Below are 5,831 nucleotides of genomic sequence, written 5' to 3' on the forward strand. Positions count from 1 at the left end.
GGACACCCCGGAAGCGGCGCGTACCGGCAGCGCCTCCCCGGGCCGGGATGCGCTCGGAAAGACCGAAGGGGCGGCGGCCCCGGGGAGAGCCGGCGAACCGGAGGGGAGTCCCGGCCCGGGCGGCTCCCCGGCCCGGGCGGAGGGCTCCGACGCCGAGCAGGACATCGGTGCGGGGCAGGGCGTCGGTGTCGGGAACCGACCCTCCGACGAGGCTCCCGGGGAGAGGGGGGAGGAGGAACCCGCCTCCCGACGCGGGGTCTTCGGCCGGGCACTGCGCCGAACCCCGGGGGCGGTGTGGGAACACGACCTCATGGACTGGGCTGCGGCGCTGACCTATTACGCGGTGCTGGCGATCTTCCCGATGCTGCTGGTCACCGTGTCGGTGGTGGGGCTCACCGGCAGGGACGCCGTTCCCGAATTGGTGGAACAACTGGGCGCCGTGGTTCCCGACGTCTCCCGGGCGCTGCTGGAGGAATCACTGCGGGACATGGCCGATCAGCGGTCGGCGGTGTGGTTCCTGGTGGTGTTCGGCACGGTCGGTTCCCTGTGGTCGGCGACGGGTTATCTGGGGGTCTTCCGTCGGGCCTTGCACACCATGTACGGGGTGCGGGACACCCGGCCGGTGTGGCGAACCATGCCGCGCATCGTTCTCACCGCGCTGATGTTGTTGGGCCTGCTCGTGTCCAACGCCCTGGTGCTGTTGTTGACCGGTGGGCTGGCCCGCTTCACGGGGCACCTGTTGGGGATGGACGGCGCCGCGCTCACGGCGTGGAACATCCTGAAGTGGCCGCTCCTGTTGTGTCTGGGCGCGGTGTTGGTCCTGGTGGTGTTCCGCACCGGCCCCCGTCCCACCCGCGCGACCCGGCGGAACGCGCCGGGCGGGGCATTGGCGGTGGTGCTCTGGCTGACGGCCTCGGCCGGGTTCGCGCTCTACGCCTCGCACGCCCCCACCTACAACCGTCTCTACGGGTCCCTGGCGGGCATCGTGGTGTTCCTGGTCTGGCTGTGGGTCACCAACCTGGCGCTGTTGGCCGGAGCCCAGTTCAACGCCGAGGTGGCACGCGTTCGCCGGGTGTCGCCCGTGGCACCGGGAGTGGAGTGGGCCCCCGGCGAACCCGTCATGGCCCCGGCCCCGCAGGACGACACCGGTCCGGGGCGCGCCCGCCGCTGAGCGGGGAGCCGGAAGCCGAGCGGGGGCCCGGGGCCCGGGCGCCGGACCGTGCCGAGGCCCGTCTCCCACCGCCACTCGCCGCTCGCCACTCGCCGCCCCGCCGGGTCATCCGCACGACGGTGGGGATCGTCGGGAGGCCCGCCCGTCACCGCCCGGCCGATGACGGGCGGGCGGGATGGAACGAAGAGGACCGCCAGGGGAACCGAGGAGGACCGACAGGGAGCAGAAGGGGCCGAGGGGTCGGCCCCACCGGGCCCTTTGACACCACGCGGCGGAACGGGCCGGCCGAGAGGACTCCGGCACTCCCGTCATCGACCAGTACGGAATGAATCGATTCTATGAAGTGGCACACTCAAGGCCGCCGCCACCGCCCCGAAGCCCACCCCGGGAGACCCGAACCCCTCACCATATCCATTCAACTCTGCGGATAAACCGGATCAACAAGCGCTTACCGGCGTGTCACGGGAAGGTTGTGCGAGGGGTATTGACGGGCTCTCCTCTCCCCCATACGGTCGCGCAGACCCATTGAAACGACTCAATCAAGTGTTCCGTCACCCTGGGAGGGGCGGGCACGGAAGGACGTCGTGATGACATCTCACGGGCAACGCTCAGCGACGCGCGCTCGGCCCGGCCGCCGCGCCATCGCGCTGCTCTCCCCCCTCCTGGCGGGAGCCCTGGTCGCCGGCGCGGCGGGAGCCCACGCCGCCGGCCCCGGCAAGGGGCCCGGCGGTCCCTCCGGCCCTCCGGACCGCGGCCCGTCCGCCATCCAGTTGGAGAACCTCGACCGCGGCCTGGTCGCCGTCGCCACCGAGGAGGGCAACTTCCTCAGTTGGCGTCTCCTCGGCCACGAGGTCACCGGTCACGGTGACACGGGGATGACCGGAGCCGACTTCAACGTCTACCGCGACGGGGAACTCCTGGCCACGGTCACCGACAGCACCAACCACCTCGACACCGAGGGCGGCCCCGACGCCCGGTACCGGGTGGCAGCCGTGGTCGACGGCGTGGAGGTGGACGCGGGAGAGGAGATCGCCCCCTGGTCGGAGGGGTACTACGACCTGCCGTTGAGCAAGCCCGCCGACGGAGTGACCCCCGCCGGGGAGCACTACACCTACTCCGCCAATGACGTGAGCGTCGGCGACGTGAACGGCGACGGGCGCTACGAGTTCATCGTCAAGTGGGACCCGTCCAACTCCAAGGACGTCTCCCAGCGCGGTTACACCGGCAACGTCCACATCGACACCTACACCTTCGACGGCACCCTGCTGCACCGCATCGACCTGGGCGTCAACATCCGGGCCGGGGCGCACTACACCCAGTTCCTCGTCTACGACTTCGACGGCGACGGCCGCTCGGAGATGATGTTCAAGACGGCCCCCGGCACGAAGATCATCACCTACGACGACAACGGCGAACCGGCCTCCGAGCAGTACATCACCATGCCGGAGGAGGATCTGGCCGCCGGTTGGTCGCACGAGGACGACTACCGGATGAGCGCCGCGGACTACCGGGAGCACGTCGTCGGGATGTTCCTCGGCTGGCACGAGCACCCCGAGGTCGTCGAGGGGAACTGGCCGGCCACCCTCGAATCCGCCTTCGGCATCGAGCAGCGGTACGACTACCCGCTCTCCCGTGTCGACGCCGAGGAGCTCACCGATTACTTCCTCGACGAGTACGCCCCCTCCCGGAGCGGCAACAACCGTCTGCGGGAGTTCGAGGGCTTCATCGTCGACGGCCCCGAGTACCTGACCGTCTTCGACGGTGGGAGCGGCGCCGAGCTGGAGACCATCGAGTACAAGCCCGGTCGCCACGACGACGGCCTGATGTGGGGCGACTACGCCATGTCCCGCATCGAGCCGGGCAACCGCGTGGACCGCTTCCTCGCCGGCGTGGCCTACCTGGACGGCACCCACCCCTCGGCCGTCTTCGCCCGCGGCTACTACACGCGCACCACGCTGGTCGCCTACCGCTGGAACGGCGAGAACCTGGTCGAGGACTGGTACGTGGACAGCGGTTGGACCCCGATGTCCAACCCGTTCAACGACAGCCCCCACGGTGTGGACGGCACCGACCCGGAGTACGGCACCCTGACCACCCAGGGCTTCCACTCCCTGGCCACCGCCGACGTGGACGGCGACGGCAAGCAGGAAATCATCTACGGGGCCGCCACCATCGACCACGACGGCTCCCTGCTCTACAGCTCCTTCGCCGAGGCCCCGCCGCAGAGCGCGGCCCCCGGCGAGATGCTGCGGCTGGGTCACGGTGACGCCATGCACGTCGCCGACATCGACCCGAGCCGCCCCGGCCTGGAGATCTACACCGTCCACGAGGGCGGCCCCTGGGCCCCGCTCGGCTTCGCCCTGCGCGACGCGGCCACCGGCGAGCTCCTCTACGGCGGGTACACCGGCGTGGACACCGGTCGCGGCATGGTCGGCGACATCGATCCGAGTCGCCCCGGCCTGGAGACCTGGGGTTCGGGCAGCGTCGGACTGTGGAGCGCCGACGGCGAGCGCCTGGGCGACCGCATCCCCGGCACCAACATGAGCATCCGTTGGGCCGCCGACATGACCACCCAGATCGTCAACGGCGCCATCGATGTGACGCCGACGATCGACGACTGGCAGCGGGGGCGGCTGCTCACCGCCACCGGCACCCGCACCAACAACCACACCAAGGGCAACCCCTCCCTGGTCGCGGACATCTTCGGTGACTGGCGCGAGGAGTTGGTGGTGCGCACGACCGACAGCAGCGCGCTGCGGATCTTCGTCAGCACCGAGGTCACGGACCGGAAGCTGTACACGCTGATGCACGACCCGATGTACCGCACCGGGGTGGCGTGGCAGCAGACCACCTACAACCAGCCCACCTACCCGGCGTTCCACCTGGGTTCGGGGGTGGACTGGTCGACGGTGCCGGTCCCGGAGTACTGGGCGCCGGGCAGCGTCGGTTCCCTGGAGAGCCGCCTGGCGGACCTGATCGACTCCGGTGACGTGGCGGGCGCCGCGGTGCAGCGTCTCGGCAAGCCGCTGGAGCAGGCGGCCCGTCACCTGGAGCGGGGGAACGCGAAGGCCGCCGCGAAGGCGATCGAGCAGTTCCTGCATCAGGTGGAGAAGCCGCGGGGCGGTACCGTCTCGGACGCCGCGCGGGCCTCGCTGGGCCACCACGGTGCGGTGGTGCTGCGGATGCTGGGCGGCTGAGCCCCCGGACTCCCGCTCCCGGCGTCACGCGCCGGCCGGCCACCCGACCCTCCGATCACCGGACGCCGTCGGCCGCGCCTCGCGGTCGGCGGCGTCCGGCCGGTCGGCCGGTCGGCCCCGGTCTCCCCGGGCCCGGACGCGGCACCCCGGCGGATTCCCCGCCCCCACGAGCGGGAGCCCTCGCCGTCACCCCCTCCGGACGAAGGCCGTGACGCCCGTCACCCCGGAACCCCGACAGCCGTCACCCCACGAAAGTTTCGGATCACAGAGAAGAACAACACGCACCACAATCACTCTCCAGCCGAGCGCGATCGAAGAAATTCGATGCCCCACCTGAGAAGAAAGCGGGAGGGAAGCGACATTGGAAAAAGTGATCCGAGCACCCATCCCCGAAAGTTTCCGGATAGGCTGCCGACATGGCAGCCAAGGAACGGGTGACGATCGCCCGAATCGCAGCGGAGGCGGGGGTTTCGGCACCCACGGTGTCGAAGGTCATCAACGGCCGCCCCGAGGTCGCCCCCGAGACCCGGCGACGGGTGGAGGGGCTGCTGCACAAACACGGCTACCGGCGCCGTGTCGGCCAGGCCGAGGAGCCGGCCGGACTGGTGGACCTGGTCTTCGCCGAGATCGAGAGCCCGTGGGCGATGGAGTTGATCCGAGGGGCGGAGGCGGCGGCGCACGAGGCCGAGGCGAGCGTGGTCATCTCCGTGCTGCACACCCACGCCGGTCCCGGCCGAGACTGGTTGGAACGGATCGCCGCCCGCCGCACCGACGGCGTGGTGATCGTGGCCTCCCGGCTCTCGGAGACGGTGCGTTCGCAACTCTCCGCACGGGCGCTGCCCTTCGTCGTCGTGGACCCCGAGGGGGAGCCCGCCGCCGGGGTGGTCTCGGTCGGCGCGACCAACTGGAGCGGCGGGCTGGCGGCCACCCGCCACCTGGTGGAGTTGGGACACCGTCGGATCGGCATGATCAGCGGTCCGCCGGACATGCTGTGCAGCCAGGCCCGCATCGACGGCTACCGGGCGGCGCTGGAGACCGCCGGGATCGCCTCCGACCCGACGCTGGTGCGGCGGGGCACGTTCCTGGTGGACTCCGGCCGCACCCACGGCACCGCCCTGTTGACCATGGAGGATCCGCCCACCGCCATCTTCGCCGGCAGCGACCTGCAGGCGTTCGGCGTGTTGGACGCGGCCCGGCGACTGGGCCTGCGGGTCCCCGAGGACCTGAGCGTGGTCGGCTTCGACGACCTGCCGTTGGCGCATTCGGCCTGGCCGCCGCTGACCACCGTGCGGCAGCCGCTGGGGGACATGGCCGCGCACGCCGTGCGGACGGTGCTGACGATGCGCCGCGGTGAGAACCCGGACGCGCGACGGGTGGAGTTGGCCACGGACCTGGTGGTGCGGGACAGCACGGCGCCACCGCGCGGGGAGGGCTGAGCGTCCCGCCGCACCCCGGCCGTGGCT

At 71.2% G+C, this 5,831-nt stretch carries 3 protein-coding genes; all 3 read left to right on the forward strand.

From position 1 onward, the window contains the following. A partial coding sequence (locus FNQ90_RS10405; protein WP_228471026.1) for a YihY/virulence factor BrkB family protein occupies positions 1-1,171 on the forward strand: 1,171 nt, incomplete at its 5' end. Positions 1,172-1,758: 587 nt separating this feature from the next. Next, positions 1,759-4,368 (forward strand): rhamnogalacturonan lyase, encoded by a 2,610-nt coding sequence (locus tag FNQ90_RS10410; RefSeq protein ID WP_182606111.1) that lies wholly within the window; start codon positions 1,759-1,761, stop codon positions 4,366-4,368. A gap of 416 nt (positions 4,369-4,784) precedes the next feature. Then, entirely contained in the window at positions 4,785-5,804 is a 1,020-nt protein-coding gene (locus tag FNQ90_RS10415; RefSeq protein WP_143620127.1) for a LacI family DNA-binding transcriptional regulator, read from the forward strand. The last annotated feature ends 27 nt before the right edge of the window (positions 5,805-5,831 follow it).

The sequence above is a fragment of the Streptomyces alkaliphilus genome (genome assembly GCF_014141535.1).
GTDB classification, from domain to species: Bacteria; Actinomycetota; Actinomycetes; order Streptomycetales; family Streptomycetaceae; genus Streptomyces; species Streptomyces alkaliphilus.